Source organism: Spongiactinospora gelatinilytica (assembly GCF_003236385.1).
In the GTDB taxonomy this organism is placed as follows: domain Bacteria; phylum Actinomycetota; class Actinomycetes; order Streptosporangiales; family Streptosporangiaceae; genus Spongiactinospora; species Spongiactinospora gelatinilytica.
Genome location: NZ_POUA01000808.1, coordinates 1 through 642, shown reverse-complemented (window position 1 = coordinate 642; position 642 = coordinate 1). Strand labels below are relative to the sequence as shown.

Below are 642 nucleotides of genomic sequence, written 5' to 3'. Positions count from 1 at the left end.
ACCCGCGCCCGTCGATCCCGAAGACGGGCCCCTGACGCCGACGCCGATCATTTTGCGGGAGCGTGAGATCGGCGGCTCGCTCAGCCGGTTCGCCCAGGCCAGGGCGCTACCGGGGGCCGGGTTCGCCGAGGCCGAGCGGGCCGTGAACGTCGTTGTGGCCGCGCACCCCGCGTTGCGGATGCGCCTGCGGGCCGAGCACGGGGTCTGGGCCCTGCGTACCGAACCCGCCCGTGCCGTGACCCTCGTCCGGGCGGACACGGACGACCCCGCCGCCGCCGCGGACGAGGCCGCCGACCGGCTGGACCCCGAGGCGGGCCAGGTGATCGCGTTCACCTGGCTGGACGTGACCCGCACACTCGTCGTCACCGCGCACCACATCGCCATCGACGCGGTGTCCTGGCTGATTTTGCTGGACGACCTCGCCACCGCCATGCGCGGGGCCGCCCTGCCGCCGCCGACCACCTCCTACGCCGAGTACGCCGACGCCCTGGCCACCGCGTCCGCGCACGACATCGACGGCCTCGGGCACTGGGTCCACACCCTCCAAGCCCCCGCCCCGCTGCCCACGACCGGCGGGCGGCACGAGATCACCGTGGACCTCCCGCCCGCCGGTCGTGGGCAGCGGGGCGGGGGCTTGGAGGG

General features: G+C 75.5%; 1 protein-coding gene. It reads left to right on the top strand.

Annotation, left to right across the window (positions count from 1 at the left end; genetic code table 11):
• Positions 1–52: 52 nt before the first annotated feature.
• On the top strand, positions 53–642 hold a 590-nt coding region (locus C1I98_RS39525; protein ID WP_199537585.1), incomplete at its 3' end, for a condensation domain-containing protein.